At 70.8% G+C, this 12,241-nt stretch carries 17 protein-coding genes; 6 read left to right on the plus strand and 11 right to left on the minus strand.

Annotated features, from left to right (window positions below):
- Window positions 1-82: 82 nt before the first annotated feature.
- Complete coding sequence (locus tag FHX73_RS35550; RefSeq protein WP_145910129.1) at window positions 83-1,471, minus strand: RICIN domain-containing protein; 1,389 nt, start codon at window positions 1,469-1,471, stop codon at window positions 83-85.
- Window positions 1,472-1,884: 413 nt separating this feature from the next.
- Here FHX73_RS35550 and FHX73_RS35555 point away from each other — a divergent pair, with 413 nt between their 5' ends.
- Entirely contained in the window at window positions 1,885-2,925 is a 1,041-nt protein-coding gene (locus tag FHX73_RS35555) for an IPT/TIG domain-containing protein (protein WP_145910130.1), read from the plus strand.
- Window positions 2,926-2,955: 30 nt separating this feature from the next.
- Here the strand turns inward: FHX73_RS35555 and FHX73_RS35560 are convergent, their stop codons facing one another.
- The 4 genes from FHX73_RS35560 to FHX73_RS45165 all read right to left on the minus strand — a co-directional run bounded on the left by FHX73_RS35560 (window position 2,956) and on the right by FHX73_RS45165 (window position 4,473).
- On the minus strand, window positions 2,956-3,420 hold the full coding sequence (locus tag FHX73_RS35560) for an NUDIX hydrolase (protein ID WP_145910131.1): 465 nt from the start codon (window positions 3,418-3,420) through the stop codon (window positions 2,956-2,958).
- Window positions 3,417-3,905, minus strand: a complete 489-nt coding sequence (locus tag FHX73_RS35565) for a hypothetical protein (protein ID WP_145910132.1) — start codon at window positions 3,903-3,905, stop codon at window positions 3,417-3,419. Before FHX73_RS35565 ends, FHX73_RS35560 begins: the two co-directional genes overlap by 4 nt.
- A complete protein-coding gene (locus tag FHX73_RS35570; RefSeq protein ID WP_145910133.1) occupies window positions 3,898-4,110 on the minus strand; it encodes a hypothetical protein in 213 nt (70 codons plus the stop codon). Before FHX73_RS35570 ends, FHX73_RS35565 begins: the two co-directional genes overlap by 8 nt.
- Window positions 4,111-4,323: 213 nt before the next feature.
- A complete protein-coding gene (locus FHX73_RS45165) occupies window positions 4,324-4,473 on the minus strand; it encodes a hypothetical protein (RefSeq protein ID WP_170305227.1) in 150 nt (49 codons plus the stop codon).
- A gap of 217 nt (window positions 4,474-4,690) precedes the next feature.
- Between FHX73_RS45165 and FHX73_RS35575 the strand changes: the two genes are divergently transcribed.
- The 3 genes from FHX73_RS35575 (at window position 4,691) to FHX73_RS35585 (ending at window position 6,088) form a co-directional block, all read left to right on the plus strand.
- Window positions 4,691-5,533 carry a helix-turn-helix domain-containing protein gene (locus FHX73_RS35575; protein ID WP_145910134.1) on the plus strand — a complete coding sequence of 281 codons (843 nt, stop codon included), beginning with the start codon at window positions 4,691-4,693 and terminating at the stop codon, window positions 5,531-5,533.
- Window positions 5,521-5,724 (plus strand): DUF397 domain-containing protein, encoded by a 204-nt coding sequence (locus FHX73_RS35580; RefSeq protein WP_145910135.1) that lies wholly within the window; start codon window positions 5,521-5,523, stop codon window positions 5,722-5,724. Before FHX73_RS35575 ends, FHX73_RS35580 begins: the two co-directional genes overlap by 13 nt.
- 160 nt (window positions 5,725-5,884) lie before the next feature.
- Entirely contained in the window at window positions 5,885-6,088 is a 204-nt protein-coding gene (locus tag FHX73_RS35585; RefSeq protein WP_145910136.1) for a DUF397 domain-containing protein, read from the plus strand.
- Between the two features lie 30 nt (window positions 6,089-6,118).
- Here the strand turns inward: FHX73_RS35585 and FHX73_RS35590 are convergent, their stop codons facing one another.
- The gene (locus tag FHX73_RS35590; protein WP_145910137.1) at window positions 6,119-6,787 is read right to left on the minus strand and encodes an SMI1/KNR4 family protein; all 669 of its coding nucleotides are present in this window, start codon (window positions 6,785-6,787) and stop codon (window positions 6,119-6,121) included.
- 286 nt (window positions 6,788-7,073) lie between these two features.
- Between FHX73_RS35590 and FHX73_RS35595 the strand changes: the two genes are divergently transcribed.
- Window positions 7,074-7,955 carry a GNAT family N-acetyltransferase gene (locus FHX73_RS35595; protein WP_145910138.1) on the plus strand — a complete coding sequence of 294 codons (882 nt, stop codon included), beginning with the start codon at window positions 7,074-7,076 and terminating at the stop codon, window positions 7,953-7,955.
- A gap of 119 nt (window positions 7,956-8,074) precedes the next feature.
- Here FHX73_RS35595 and FHX73_RS35600 read toward each other — a convergent pair whose 3' ends face one another.
- Window positions 8,075-8,632, minus strand: coding sequence for a hypothetical protein (locus tag FHX73_RS35600; protein WP_145910139.1), 558 nt, complete (start codon window positions 8,630-8,632; stop codon window positions 8,075-8,077).
- 145 nt (window positions 8,633-8,777) lie between these two features.
- The gene (locus tag FHX73_RS35605; RefSeq protein WP_145910140.1) at window positions 8,778-9,635 is read right to left on the minus strand and encodes an alpha/beta fold hydrolase; all 858 of its coding nucleotides are present in this window, start codon (window positions 9,633-9,635) and stop codon (window positions 8,778-8,780) included.
- A 100-nt stretch (window positions 9,636-9,735) separates the two neighbouring features.
- On the opposite strand from FHX73_RS35605, the gene FHX73_RS35610 reads away from it, so the two are divergent.
- A complete protein-coding gene (locus FHX73_RS35610; RefSeq protein ID WP_145910141.1) occupies window positions 9,736-10,146 on the plus strand; it encodes a winged helix-turn-helix transcriptional regulator in 411 nt (136 codons plus the stop codon).
- A 60-nt stretch (window positions 10,147-10,206) separates the two neighbouring features.
- Here the strand turns inward: FHX73_RS35610 and FHX73_RS35615 are convergent, their stop codons facing one another.
- From FHX73_RS35615 to FHX73_RS35625, 3 genes are all read right to left on the minus strand, one after another.
- Window positions 10,207-10,479 (minus strand): ribosomal protein L7/L12, encoded by a 273-nt coding sequence (locus FHX73_RS35615; protein WP_145910142.1) that lies wholly within the window; start codon window positions 10,477-10,479, stop codon window positions 10,207-10,209.
- A 115-nt stretch (window positions 10,480-10,594) separates the two neighbouring features.
- Window positions 10,595-11,173, minus strand: a complete 579-nt coding sequence (locus FHX73_RS35620; RefSeq protein WP_145910143.1) for a hypothetical protein — start codon at window positions 11,171-11,173, stop codon at window positions 10,595-10,597.
- Between the two features lie 62 nt (window positions 11,174-11,235).
- A complete protein-coding gene (locus tag FHX73_RS35625) occupies window positions 11,236-12,120 on the minus strand; it encodes a hypothetical protein (protein ID WP_145910144.1) in 885 nt (294 codons plus the stop codon).
- Window positions 12,121-12,241: the final 121 nt, after the last annotated feature.

Here is a 12,241-nt window from a genome sequence, read left to right on the forward strand (position 1 = left end):
GGAGCCGGCGGTACGACTGCCGCTCCTGCGGCTGTCAATACTGCGACTGGCGCTACTGCAGCTGCCATTACTGCGGCTGGCGCTACTGCAGCTGCCACTGCTGGTTCCACGCGTTGTTGCAGGTCCAGACGCCCAGCGCCTTGGCGTCCTCGTCGTAGGTGAGGCAGTCCTGGTCGGTGATCCGGATCTCGTACTGGCCGTTGCCCTCGTTGACGAGCTGCCACTTCTGCTGGTCGCTGCCCGTCCAGGGCTGCGCCTCGGCGAAGTAGCTCTTGGTGTTCTCGGTCAGCGCGAGCCCGTTGACGGCACTGGTGATCTCGAACCGGCCGGTGCCCTGCGGGGTGAGCAGCCAACCGGAGTTCTTCGGACCGCTGGCCCCGGCGACGATCGACGGGCCCGAGGCGGCGCCGGTGGCGATCGGGCCGCTGCCGGTCTTCACCTTGGGGTAGAGCGGCGCGGTGCTGGTGCCGCCACTGCCCGGGGCCAGCGCGCCCTGGGGAGTGGCGGTGCTACCGCCCGGAGCGGGGGTGCCACTGCCGCTGCTCGGCACGCCCGGGGCCACCACCGGGCCCTGCGGGGTGCTGGGGGTGCCGCCGATCGGAGTGCCGCTGCCGGCGCTCGGCACACCCGGGACGAGGACCGGGCCCTGCGGGGTGGTCGGGGTGCCGCCGATCGGGGTCCCGCCGCCGGCGCTCGGCACGCCCGAGGAGCCGCTGCCGGCGCCGCCGTTGCCGCCGCCGTTGCCCGTGCTGATGCCCGGACCGCCCGTGCCACCGGTGCTACCCGTGCTGCCGGTGCTACCCGTGCTGCCGGTCCCGTTGTTGACACCCGGGCCGATGCCCGTGCCGATGGTGCCCGAGCCGTCGCGGGAGGGGAAGTGGAGGGTCCGGTCCACGGTGAAGCAGGGCACCGGGTAGCAGCCCCCGTCCTTCTGCACGGTGGTGTCGGAGTCGTTGCCGACGAAGGCCCAGTTCATGTAACCGCCGTCGCCCAGGTTCTCGAAGGTCGAGTCGCCCGAGAACACCCAGATCCGGAAGTCGTCGTAGCCGAGCGGGTTCTCGGTCGTGCCGTGCTGCAGCCTGACGGTGCTGTCGAACACCACCCCGTGCAGGTTCGCCACGTAGTGGTTGAAGAAGAGCAGGGTGTTCCAGTAGTCGGTGCCGTCGTACTTGAACACCATGATGTTGTAGCCGGGTGCCACCGACCTCAACTGACTGGCCATCAGCTGGGTGTACGCCGCGTTCTCGGCCTGCACCTGGAGCGCCCCGGCCCGCCAGCCCTGGGTCAGACTGCTGAGCGAATTGGCCAGGTCCGTGGCACAGTTGCCGCCGCCCACGCCGTCCGGACCGGCGCAGTCGGCGGAGGCCGACTGCGGCGCGACCAGCAGGCCACCCAGCGACAGACCCGACAACAGGGCGCCCGCGACGAGGCGCCGGCCGAGCCGGACAGGACGGCGGGAGGAAGTGCGCATGCTGAAGTACCCGATCTCTTGCGGGGGATGAGATGCGTCCGAACAGGACACTTCTCGGATCGTAGAACCCGCAGGAAAGCCCGGTTGTCGCTTATGGCGCTTTGCTGGCGAACTGTCTGGCGCCGCTGCCCCTTGGGGTGTTGGCGGCCGCCCCAAGGGACACCGAATCACTCCCGGGCGTGCCGGACCGCCATGCTCGTGCGACGCAACAGCCGTGGGGCGATCCTGAACACCTCCAACAGCGGTAGCCGCCGTGCGACCCCGGCGCTGCCCGCCTGAAGATCCACCAGGCCTTCAGCCGCGGAACACCGCTCTCATGGTACTGATGACCCGTCAGTTCTCCGACAAGTCATCGAACTTGCGTCCGGGTGCGCTATAAGGGGGTTCCACGAAAGCTGAGGAAGGGGAACCGGATGAAGCTCAAACTCGGCCTGGCCTGTTCGACGCTCGCCGTGACCGCCGCGCTGGCGGGCACCGTGCCGGCCGTGGCCGCCGCGCCGCCCGCTCACGCGACGAACGCCGCGTCCGTGCAAGGACCCGACGAGGCCATCTCGATCTCCACCGACGTCGTCCCGCGCTTCGGCGAGGTGGACGTCCAATGGACGGCGGTGGGGACCGCCGACACCACCGGGCCCACCCAGATCACGCTCGACCTGCCGTCCTGGATGACCTTCGGCAGCCTCATGCTGACCGACGAGCAGACCTACACCTTCAGCTACACCATCTCGCCCGACGGCCACGAACTCACCGCCCTGTACGACGGCACCCAGAAGCCGGGGCAGACCGAGATCCTCCAGGCGCGGGTCTCCTCGGCCCTCACCGTCCCGCCCGGCGTGATCACCGCGACGGTGTCCAACCCCGGGGACCGCAATCCGGCCAACAACGTGACCACTGCGGGCATCGGCGGCGAGACCGCCCCGCCACCGGTGATCCCCTCCCAGCCGACCGTGACCGGCTCGGACATCAGCACCGGCCCCGGGGCCGGCGGATCCGTGGTGACGCTCTCCGGCACCTCACTGGCGAACGGCATGGTGCTCTTCGGTGGCACGCCGGCCACCAACGTCACCTGCACGGACACCAGTTGCACCGCCACCGCACCCGGTGGCCTGGGCCCCGTCCCGGTCGAGGTGGTGACGCCCGGCGGTAGCGCCTACTCCCCGTCGGCCTTCCTGTACACGGGCCCGCCGCCGCCCGCTCCGCCGGCCCCCTCGCTGAGCTTCCTGGCCGTCGCGAGCGGCCCGGCGGCCGGCGGCAACGCGATCTACCTGGGAGGCGCCAACCTGGCGGGCGGCCAGGTCCTGCTCGGCAACCGGCCGGCCGCCGACTCCTCCTGCGGTCCCTCCTTGTGCAGCGCCACCGTTCCGGCCGGCACCGGCACGGTCGACGTCCGGGTGGTCACGGCGGGCGGGATCACGCCGGTGGTGACGGCGGACCGGTACACGTACACCGGCTGACCGGTCGTCGGCCGCGGGCGGGCCAGGATGTCAGCACTCCTGGTCCGCCGTCAGCATGGCCGGTGCCGCCCGACCGAGGGCCGCACGCACCGCGTGCGTGATCCGTCGGACGTGGTAGGCGCGGCAGGCGGCGTCGAGATCGGCGGGCGACACCCACTCGAAGCCGAGCAGGCCCGGGACGCGCTCCTGCGGGCGGGCCAGGCCGGCGTCGGCGGGAGTGAGTCGGTGCACGAAGACGAAGTGGTAGGACTCGGTGGCGGTGCGCCCGCCGGGGGTGTGGTCCACGGCGGCCAGGTCGGCACCGGAGAGCGGCAGGTCGATGCCGAGTTGACGGCGGACGGCGTCGCGCAGCGCCGTGGCGGGCGGCTCGTGCGGCATGCACGAGCGGCCGGGCAGCCAGCCGCAGGGCCGGTGGGCGATGTCGAGCAGCAGCACGCGGTCCGAGGCCGGGTGCACGAGCACCGCCTGCGCGCCGATCCGGCGGGGCGGAGTCACCCGGCGGCGGGCCTGCGCCCCGGGTGCATCGCAACGCCCGCCTCGCGCATCAGGGTTCGGGCCGACGCACCGGACACCCCGAGCGCGAGGCCGACGGCCTCGGTGGTGTGCAGGCGCGCATAGAGGGACTGGAGTTCCGCGTGGGTGGGGCTGATCCACCGTCGGCGAACGGGCCGGATGTTGCGGGCCGGCGCGACGGCGCACTGGAGCACCCAGCTGTGCGCGCGCAGGGTCCCGCGCTGGTCCCGGTGCCAGCCGAGCGCGGTGCGGGTGACGGTGCCGGCCGGGTCGAACTCGCGCAGGGCGGCGAGGAGGTGGGCCGTGGAGCCGAAGGGATCGGTGTGCGGCTCACCGAGCGACGGGAGCTCGGCGGTGACCACGCAACCGCCCTGTTGCTTGAGGGGGCACTCACACGTCAACTCCTTGCCCTGGGCGAGCCAGGCGGCGTCGTTGAGGCCGAAGGTCCAGGCGCGGTGCTCACTCATCGGGGTGGGTGCTCTCCGGCTGGGCCACGTTCTCACGCCGGGCCGCGAGCGCCTCGTCCTCTGCGGCCACCAGGCGGGACGCGACGCGCGCGGCCACCCCGGTCCAGGGCGCGAGGTGCTGGTCGAGCGCGGCGAGCACGCGGGAGCCGTGCCGCGGGGCGGGGGTGGGGGCCGCGGGGGTGGGGCCGCTGCGGGAGTCGGTCATGGGTTCACTCCGTTGGTGGTTCGTCGAACTCCGGTGCGCCGTAACGCCGCTGGAGCTCGCTGGTCGCGGCCACGCTCGCGGTGACGGCAGCCCGGTACCGGGCGTCGTCCATGAGGAGGGCGAGGTGTTCGCGGGGGTACTGGCGATGGTTCCGCCCGTGATCGGGGTCGGCGAGGAGGAAGGCGAGAACGCCCGACGGTATGTCAGCTACGTTCACCCCGCCGCAACCCGGCACCGCGAGCAACGGCAGTCGGGCCACTCGGGGATGGCGAGCGGGTGGTAGCGGTCCCCGAGCCGGATGGTGAAGGAGCGGAGCACCTCCCGCTCGCCGGCGGGGGTCAGGCGGTAGATCTTGAGGGTCATCGAACTCTTGTCCTTCTTCGGCACCGCGCCTCATCTCCCTTGATAGGCATGGTCGTCGGGTCAGTCCGACGGCAGCACTCGAACAGCCAAGAGGGCAGCAGTACCTCGGCAGCTCGATACAACCAGTAGCGACAGCACTACCGACAGGCGTTACGATGACTGGCCACGAGAGACCTTCGCAACTTTCTGCCCCCAGCTGAGAAGTTGAGGAACCGTCATGAACATCAAAAAGCTGGACCCGTCCACGAGCCCGCGCGCCGCCTTCGGCGACCATCTGCGCAGGTCGAGGATCGAACGAGGCTGGACCCAAGATCAGCTGGGCGAACGGCTGGGCTGCTCCGGAACCCACATCTCCGGTATAGAAACAGCGGCCAAGTTCCCAGCCCCGAAGTACGCGGTACGCGCCGACAAGGTCTTCGGTACGGGCTTGACCTTCCAGATCCTCTGGGGAGCCATCAAGAACCGTTCGCTTCTCACGGGCTTCTCCTCCTACTTGGCCGAGGAGGCCAAGGCGATCGAGATCCGGATGTTCGAACTGGACGTCATCCCCGGGCCACTTCAAACACCCGACTACGCGGCTGCCTTGGCAGATGCCGAGGTCCAGCGCGGCACCATCGACGAGCAGCAAGCCCAGGAACGCTTGGACCTTCTTCTGGCTCGACAAGATCGGCTACTCAAGGGGCCGAACGCGCCCTACCTCCACGTGGTCCTGAATGAGGGATGTCTTCGCCGAATGGTCGGAGGAGTTGAGGTGATGTCGAGTCAGTTTCGCTACTTGGAAGATGTCGCGGTGCTCCCGAAGGTGACCCTACAAGTCGCGCCGTTCTCCATGGGGGCTCGCCGCCCCTTCGCCGCACCCGTGATCTTGCTTACCTTGGCTGATCGTTCCTTGGTCGGATGCACAGAGTCCCAGGCAGAGAGCTATCTCTCGCATGGCACCGACATGGTTGCGTCGTGGGCAAGGGACTACGATCGGCTGCAGGTGGGGGCCCTCTCCGATGTGGAGTCCCTCGCCATGATCCGCGCAGCTCGAAAGGACCTTGACGCATGTCAGCATTGACCAGTGCTCAGTGGCGCAAGAGCACCTACAGCCAGAACGGTGGCAACTGCGTGGAAGTTGCCACGAACTTTCCGGGCACTGCCCCCGTCCGCGACTCCAAGGACCCCGAGGGCCCCTCCCTCACCTTCCCTTCCTCCTCCTTCGCCACCTTCCTCACCGCCCTCAAGGCCGGCGCCTTCCCCGCCATCTGACGGCTCGCCACTCTCCAGGCCTCGGCCGGGCACCAAGCCCGCCGGGGCTTTTCCATGCCCCGTACCCCCATGCCCCCATGCCTCCGTGCGCCGTTCCCGCGCCGACCGCCTCCACCCCTACCATCACCACCACACCCCACCGCCGAAAGGACCACGTCCCATGGCGCCCCTCCCCCAGCCCCGCTGGCACAAGACCACCCACAGTCAGCACGGCGGCAACTGCGTCGAGGTCGCCACCGGCCTCCCCCACACCATCCCGGTCCGCGACTCCACCGATCCCCTCGGCCCCGCCCTCGCCTTCCCTTCCTCCTCCTTCGCCACCTTCCTCACCGCCCTCAAGGCCGGCGCCTTCCCCACCACCTGACGGTCCTGCCAAACCCACCGGGCCGGCCTACTACGACCGCCGTTCGCTCTCGTCGAGCCACCTCAGGTACCACCGGGCGAAGGTCACCGGCTCACCTCGCTCGTCCACCAACGGAGTGAGGTCCTCGTCGTCCACCCGGTTGTCGGACCAGATCCGCCCCTGCTCGGGCCCGCTGACGATCAGCCACTGGCGGGCGGCGCAGCCCAGGTGCGAGATGACGACGGCGCCGACCGTGCGGTCCGGTGCGAACATCACGGGTTCCCATCGCTCGTCCCAGGACTCGATGGCGTCGTCGAAGTCTTCGATCTCCTCGAAGTCCTCCTCCTCCGGCCGTTCTTCCAGGAGCGCCCTCACCTGCTCCGGGTCCGGGCCCTGCCGGGGGAAGGGCTCGGCCAGCCTGGACAGGTCCGCGAGGTCGGCGCCGTCGCCCTCCCAGCGCCAGCGACCCTGGATCCGCCGGACGGGGAAGACGCCGTGCGCGGGGCCTGCGCCGCCGGCGCCGACCTGGAGGAGGAACTCGCGGTACTCCTCGGGCAGGGCGACACCCGTCTGGGCTTCGAGGTCAGCCACCTCGCCCGGGGTCAGCGGCTCGTCCAGGGCGAACCGGTGCCCGTGGGAACCGAACACGCCGACACCGGCCGGACTCGTCCCCAGCGCGCGCACACGTTCCCGAACTCCGACCCAGGTCTGATCAGTCATGGGCCGAGCCTACGAGGCACAACCGACAGGCGGCCCAGCTCGTCCAACGGTGCGCGCTGCGGCTGATGGCGCGGGCGGTGGCAGGCGGCCGCCCGGCGAACCCGTAAACCCGTTGCCGTTTGCGGGATCCACCGGCTACCTTCACCGGGCCGTCGGTCGGGATGCCGAGCCGACGTCCATGCCCTGGCCGTCCCCGTCACCAAGGAGGTGTGCAGCAGATGCGCACGAGCCGTCAGCAGTCGTACCCGGGCCCTGACACCTTCCCCCTCCCCACGACGGAGACACCTTGTCCATCCGCATCACCCCGCTGATCGACCCCGATCGCACCCCGTCCGCCCACCGCCTCGCCTGGCTGGCCTCCGACGCGGACGGGATCCCCGTCGGCTCGGCGTTCCTGCGTCTGTTCACCGGCCCCGGGCAGGACCACCTCGCCGAGTTGGACCTGTGCGTCCACCCGGCCGAGCGGCGCAAGCACGCCGGCTCGCGACTCCTGGACGCGGCCGTGGCCGCCGCCCGCCAGGACGGCCGACGCTGCGTCATCGCCCAGGCCGAGGAGGGCTCTTCGGCCGACCGGTTCCTGCCGTCCCGGGGCTTCCGCAAGGTCCTGACCCTGACCTTCACCCGCCTCCCCCTGGCCGACGCGGACGTCACGGCCCTCTCCGGGATCATCGAACAGCCGCATCCCGGCTACCGGCTGGCCTCCTGGGAGGGCACGGTTCCCGACGACCTCGCCGAGACCTTCGTCGCGTCGCGCCACGCCATGGACGACATGCCGATGGGCAGCACCGACTTCGGCACCGTGACCTGGGACCTGGAGCGGGTCCGCGGCGCGGCGGCTGCCGTCGAGAAGCGGGGTGACCTGCTGCACACCGTCGTCGCGGTCGACGAGTCGGACGGCTCCATCGCCGGATTCACCGAACTGGTCGTCCCCGGCAACGGCAAGGGCGACGGCCAGCACTACGGCACCGGCGTCCTCCCCGCGCACCGCGGACACGGCCTCGCCCGCTGGATGAAGGCCGCCTCCATCCGCCAGGCCATCGAGCACCATCCGGACCTCGACGGCCTGTTGACCGACACGGCCGACAACAACCCGTACATGAGGCACATCAACGACGCACTCGGCTACGCGCCGACGCACACCACCTTCGAGTACCAGCTCGATCTCTGAGCAGACATCTCATCCGACGGTGCCGGCAATACCGACGGTGCCGGCGATGCTGGCGATACCGGCAGGGCCGGCCAGGGCGGCGAACCGCTCGGCCGGTGCCTGGCGAGCCCGAAAGCTGTTCAGAACAGCAGAAACACGATCGCGCAGATGATGAGCACGAGGGCAGCCGCGCATCCTCCGCCACCTCCCACGGAGTCAGGTCGCCGTCCAGCGCGTTGCGCTGGCGAAGCAGCACTGCTCCTGCCGGGAGTCCAGACGCCGGGACGATAGCCCTGGAGCTCTCCCCCTCGATGGACCAATGACGACCGCACGAACGCGTCATGGGCTTGCGGCTTCCATTGCTTGTGCACAACAGCGCCGGCCGCAGCCGGGTGCACACCGCTGGGGACTCGGAACACCAGCCATGCCCGGGGCGGCTCCATGTTCCAGAGCATGAACTCGTCGCTCGTGACATCGCTGGTCAGGAGCGCCGCGCACGCCTCGTAGCCCGGCAACTGGCCATCGCCCTCGCCGCGCAGCCAGGTGCGCAGATCGGCGCTCGCCTGACCGGCGGTGTCGAAGGTCCTGAAATGGGCACTGTCGAAGCCTCGGGCGAACACTTGCGAGTAGTCCCCCGGCCCAGGCTCCCACTGGGACTGCCACGGGTCCACGACCTGGATCCAGGTCCACTTTTCCACGCTGCCTCCTTGGATCGGCTCCTGGACCAGACATGACGTGGCGTCAGTTCCTTCTATCCCCCATCCCCCTGCTCCTGAGCCTGCCCAGCGTGGTGACCCGTGTCAACGGCACGTCCTCGCTCACCCTGCTGCCGGACGAGTCGCCTCACTTCGGCAGATCGGCGGCGAGGAAGGGGGCAAGGAGCGCGTACAACGCGTCGGGGCGGTCCAGGGGGATGATGTGGCCGCAGTCCTGGAGCTGGTGTCCGACCAGGTCATCGGCGATGGGGCGGAGTTGGCGTTCGAGCCCGGTGCCGACGGGGTGGGAGCCGACGGCCATGGTGGGCATGGTCAGCCGGGCCGTGGCGACGGCGTCCTGGATCTGCTGCGCACTGGTGGGCAGGGCCCGGTAGTAGGAGAACGCGCAGCGAAGGGCTTCGCTCCCGGTGTACGCGCGGACGAAGGCCGCGCGGACGTCGTCGGGTACGCCGCGCCCGAGCGTCCCCGAGTCGAGGAACCAGTCGACGTACGGGGCCTCGTTGCCGGCCAGGACGGTCTCGGCGAGGCCGGGGACGGCGTGGAAGCCGAACCACCACGGCGCTCCGCCCGCGACGGCGTGTTCGGCTCCGGGCAGGCGGCCGAGCAGCGCCTCCATCACGACCAGGCGCCGCACCAGGCCGGGCCGGCGCAGCGCGAGCAGGACGGCGGGGGCGGTGCCCGCGTCGATGCCGACCACCGCTGCCGAGGGCTCGCCGAGTGCGTCGAGCAGCCCTTCGGCGTCGGCGGCCAGGGTGCCCGCGTCGTAACCCTCGACGGGACGCGCACTGGCGCCGAGGCCTCGCAGGTCCGGGGCGATGACCCGGTACCGTCCGGCCAGTCGGCCCATGATGCCGCTCCAGACTTGCCAGGTGTGTGGGAAGCCGTGCAGCAGGAGAACCGCGGGTCCGTTCCCGGCGATCGCGACGTTGAGGTCGACGCCGTTCGTCGCGATGCGGCGCAGTTGGGGTGCGGTGGGGGCGGGCATGACGGCTCCTCCGACTGGTTACCATTGGTGACTACCGAACGATAGGTAACTGTCCGACCGCTGCCCAGACGGCACTTTCAGGGAAGGTGGTGAGCCACAGGTGACCACCGAAGGAGCCCGAGCCTCCGGGCGTGGGGTCCGCGGCGATCTGTTCGATCCCGACTGCCCGACGCGGCAGTTGCTGGACCGCATCGGCACGAAGTGGACGTCCATGGCCGTCAAGACGCTCGCCCACGCCGCACCGGACGAGGTGCGCTTCGCCGAGCTGAGACGCCGGATGCCCGGCGTCTCGCAGAAGATGCTGTCCGTGACACTGCGGAGCCTGACCCGCGACGGGCTGGTGTCGCGTCGGGTCGAACCGACCGTGCCACCGCGGGTCTTCTACCGACTCACCCAACTCGGGCTGTCCCTGGAAACCGCACTCGCGGGGCTGCGGACCTGGGCGGAGGAGCACATGGCCGAGATCGACCGCGCCAACGAAGCCACCGACCAGGAGGCCGACGCGGGATAGGCAGGCCGGTTCCGCGCTCATTGGAACTCCGGTCAGAACCGTTCTCGCGTGCGCAACGCGTCAGACGACTCCCCAGGCGTCCTGCTCAACGGCTTGGGCGACGGCGCCGGCGGCGCGAAGAGCGCTGACAGCCGCCCGGGCCCAGGCTTCTGGCTGATCGCCGAGCACCGTCGCCGGGAGCTGCCCGATGAGGAGTTTGCCGTGCCACAGACTGAGCCCGGTGAGCCGGCTGATCTCCTTGAGCACGTCCATGGTGCGGGGGCCCGGATCGGTCAGCACGACGCTGTACGGCACGTCGTCGCAGACCAGTGTGAAATACCTGACCTCTCCCATGACACTCCCACCACTTTCGCTGGCTACGGACGGATGACGACGGTGCCGTTGCCCCGGACAGCGAGTCGCAGGTCACGGCCCCTCCTCGGAGTCACCAACGGGTCCAGAGATGCGGTCAGTTGTCGAACCAGACGACGAGTCGGACGTTCTCCCCGCCGTGGACGTCGGCGAGGGCGCTCATGGCCTTCCACACCGGAGCCCACTCGCCGTCCTCCGGCACGGCGTCCCGGCGCACCAGTCGAGCGACGCGGAGCAGCTTCCCGTCCTCGATCCACTCGGCGCCTTCCGGCCTGCCCTGGCGGCGACTGCGGGACGACTTGCCCGTCCGGACCCAGCCCCGGTCCGGCGTGCGGGCGTACTCGTGGACACGCTCGTCCACGGTTTCGGCGGGTTCGTCCCAGTCCACCGTGGTCAGTTCGGCCCAGCTGATCCAGGACGGGCTGTGCCCATCGGGACCCCACTCCTCGAACGCCTGCCGGATCCGGGGCGACACCTCGGCGGGCAGCCCCCGGTCTCCGGCCAGCGGGCGGAAGCCGGCCTGGTTGCGGACGCCGAACAGGCAGCCGAAGGCGTCGTAGCTCCGACCGCCGTACAACAGGTCCAGGTCGATCGCCGCATGCCAGCGCGCGTCGTCCCCGTCGAGTGTGCCGTAAGTGGCCCGGCACTCGACGAACCCGTGGATGTCGGCTCCCATGCGAACGGATTCTCCGGGCCGGACGGCCGGACCGCCAGGGGTTTTCGGGCGGCCCGACCCTGTCACGACGGGCCCTGGACCACCGCCCCTGCCGCCGCCGTGCTGGTGACCCACTCCTGGAACCGCTGCACCGGTATCGCGGGCGAGGCCGGCGAGCCGGCGGCGAGGCTGCCGGCGGGGTAGAAGGCGACCAGGCAGGTCCGGCAGAGCCAGCCGGCCTGCCAGATCCGCTTGCGGGCGGCGAGGGCTGCCGGGTCCTCGGCCGGGCCCCGCCTGGTCGGCTTCGCCGCGACCGGCTCGGCGAGCAGCACGCTCGCGGAGACGCCGACCGGCTGGACGGTGTCCGCGAGGGCGCGCGGGATGGGCAGGGCGTGGTCCGTTCCGGCGCACTGCGGGCAGGCGGCGGTCGTCGGCGGCAGTTCGGCGGACCAGGGGCTCTGGTCGGGCGGGTGGCCGCCGTCGACGGCCGCGATCACCCGGGCCTGGTACTCCGCGGGCTCGATCGCGGGCGAGGCAGCGGAGTCGGGACCGACCGCGCCCGCCGGGAAGAAGGCCACCCCGCAACCGCGGCAGAGCCAGCCCGCCTGCCAGACCCGCAGCAGGCCCTGATGGCGCGTCTGCTGCTCGTACCCGGCCTGCTCGGCGGCCTGCCGGGCGCGGTCCCGCGACCTCGACCGCACCGCGACGCCGATCGCCACCAGGATCGCGGGCAGCCCGATCGGCGCGGCCTTGCCGGCGGTGAGGCTGAACAGCGCGGCGCCAGCGGCCAGCCCGGCGAACACGAAGAGCACGCTCGCCCCGGTGCTCTGCTGCGGCGGCGCCTGCGGCTCGGGCGGCGGCGGTGCCAGCACGGCGCGCGCTTGCGAGGGGATGGACGCGTCCGCGTGGATCTGCGGGACCGGAACCGCGTGGTAGGACGTGGCGCACTGCGGGCAGGCGGGGGCCATGAAGGGAACTGCTCCTGGAGGTGCCGAAGGTACTGGAGTGCTGGATGTGCTCGAACAGTGTGCGGTAGTACATCACATCCAGTGATCCGAGTGAACGCCCTTCACCTCCCCGGCGGTCGGC

The organism is Kitasatospora viridis, from assembly GCF_007829815.1.
Lineage (GTDB): Bacteria > Actinomycetota > Actinomycetes > Streptomycetales > Streptomycetaceae > Kitasatospora > Kitasatospora viridis.

Bases quoted from the DNA above. Each gene is read 5' to 3' on its own strand.
- FHX73_RS35580 (WP_145910135.1), top strand. From the start codon at position 5,521: ATGTCAGCATTGACCAGTGCTCAGTGGCGCAAGAGCACCTACAGCCAG.
- FHX73_RS35585 (WP_145910136.1), top strand. From the start codon at position 5,885: ATGGCGCCCCTCCCCCAGCCCCGCTGGCACAAGACCACCCACAGTCAG.
- FHX73_RS35555 (WP_145910130.1), top strand. From the start codon at position 1,885: ATGAAGCTCAAACTCGGCCTGGCCTGTTCGACGCTCGCCGTGACCGCC.
- FHX73_RS45165 (WP_170305227.1), bottom strand. From the start codon at position 4,473: ATGACCCTCAAGATCTACCGCCTGACCCCCGCCGGCGAGCGGGAGGTG.
- FHX73_RS35620 (WP_145910143.1), bottom strand. From the start codon at position 11,173: ATGGGAGCCGACATCCACGGGTTCGTCGAGTGCCGGGCCACTTACGGC.
- FHX73_RS35565 (WP_145910132.1), bottom strand. From the start codon at position 3,905: ATGAGTGAGCACCGCGCCTGGACCTTCGGCCTCAACGACGCCGCCTGG.
- FHX73_RS35590 (WP_145910137.1), bottom strand. From the start codon at position 6,787: ATGACTGATCAGACCTGGGTCGGAGTTCGGGAACGTGTGCGCGCGCTG.
- FHX73_RS35570 (WP_145910133.1), bottom strand. From the start codon at position 4,110: ATGACCGACTCCCGCAGCGGCCCCACCCCCGCGGCCCCCACCCCCGCC.
- FHX73_RS35575 (WP_145910134.1), top strand. From the start codon at position 4,691: ATGAACATCAAAAAGCTGGACCCGTCCACGAGCCCGCGCGCCGCCTTC.
- FHX73_RS35615 (WP_145910142.1), bottom strand. From the start codon at position 10,479: ATGGGAGAGGTCAGGTATTTCACACTGGTCTGCGACGACGTGCCGTAC.
- FHX73_RS35625 (WP_145910144.1), bottom strand. From the start codon at position 12,120: ATGGCCCCCGCCTGCCCGCAGTGCGCCACGTCCTACCACGCGGTTCCG.
- FHX73_RS35550 (WP_145910129.1), bottom strand. From the start codon at position 1,471: ATGCGCACTTCCTCCCGCCGTCCTGTCCGGCTCGGCCGGCGCCTCGTC.
- FHX73_RS35605 (WP_145910140.1), bottom strand. From the start codon at position 9,635: ATGCCCGCCCCCACCGCACCCCAACTGCGCCGCATCGCGACGAACGGC.